Origin of the sequence: Anaerovorax odorimutans (assembly GCF_024459955.1) — a bacterium.
Lineage (GTDB): Bacteria > Bacillota > Clostridia > Peptostreptococcales > Anaerovoracaceae > Hominibacterium > Hominibacterium odorimutans_A.
Genome location: NZ_JANFXK010000165.1, coordinates 1 through 256 on the forward strand (window position 1 = coordinate 1; position 256 = coordinate 256).

The window sequence follows — 256 nt, forward strand, 5'->3', positions numbered from 1 at the left end:
TGAAATCTCCGAAATTTCCTGCTGGCGGCTTTCATTTTTACGTCCGCCGCTTCCGCTCATCAACTGCAAATAGTCGATGATGATCAGATCAAGTCCCTGCTCCAATTTGTATTTACGACATTTTGAGCGCATCTCCGAAATACTGATACCCGACGTATCGTCTATGATCATACGAGAGCTTCCGATCGTGCCTGCTCCCTCGATCAGTTTCTCCCAATCCGTATCTGTCAGGTTTCCGTTTCTCAGCACCTGTGCG

Annotated in this window: 1 protein-coding gene; it reads right to left on the reverse strand. The window is 48.0% G+C overall.

Annotated elements, in window-relative coordinates; translation table 11 throughout:
* Nucleotides 1–256 (reverse strand): DnaB-like helicase C-terminal domain-containing protein (locus NE619_RS18330; RefSeq protein ID WP_256133904.1); only part of this gene is annotated, 256 nt, incomplete at both ends.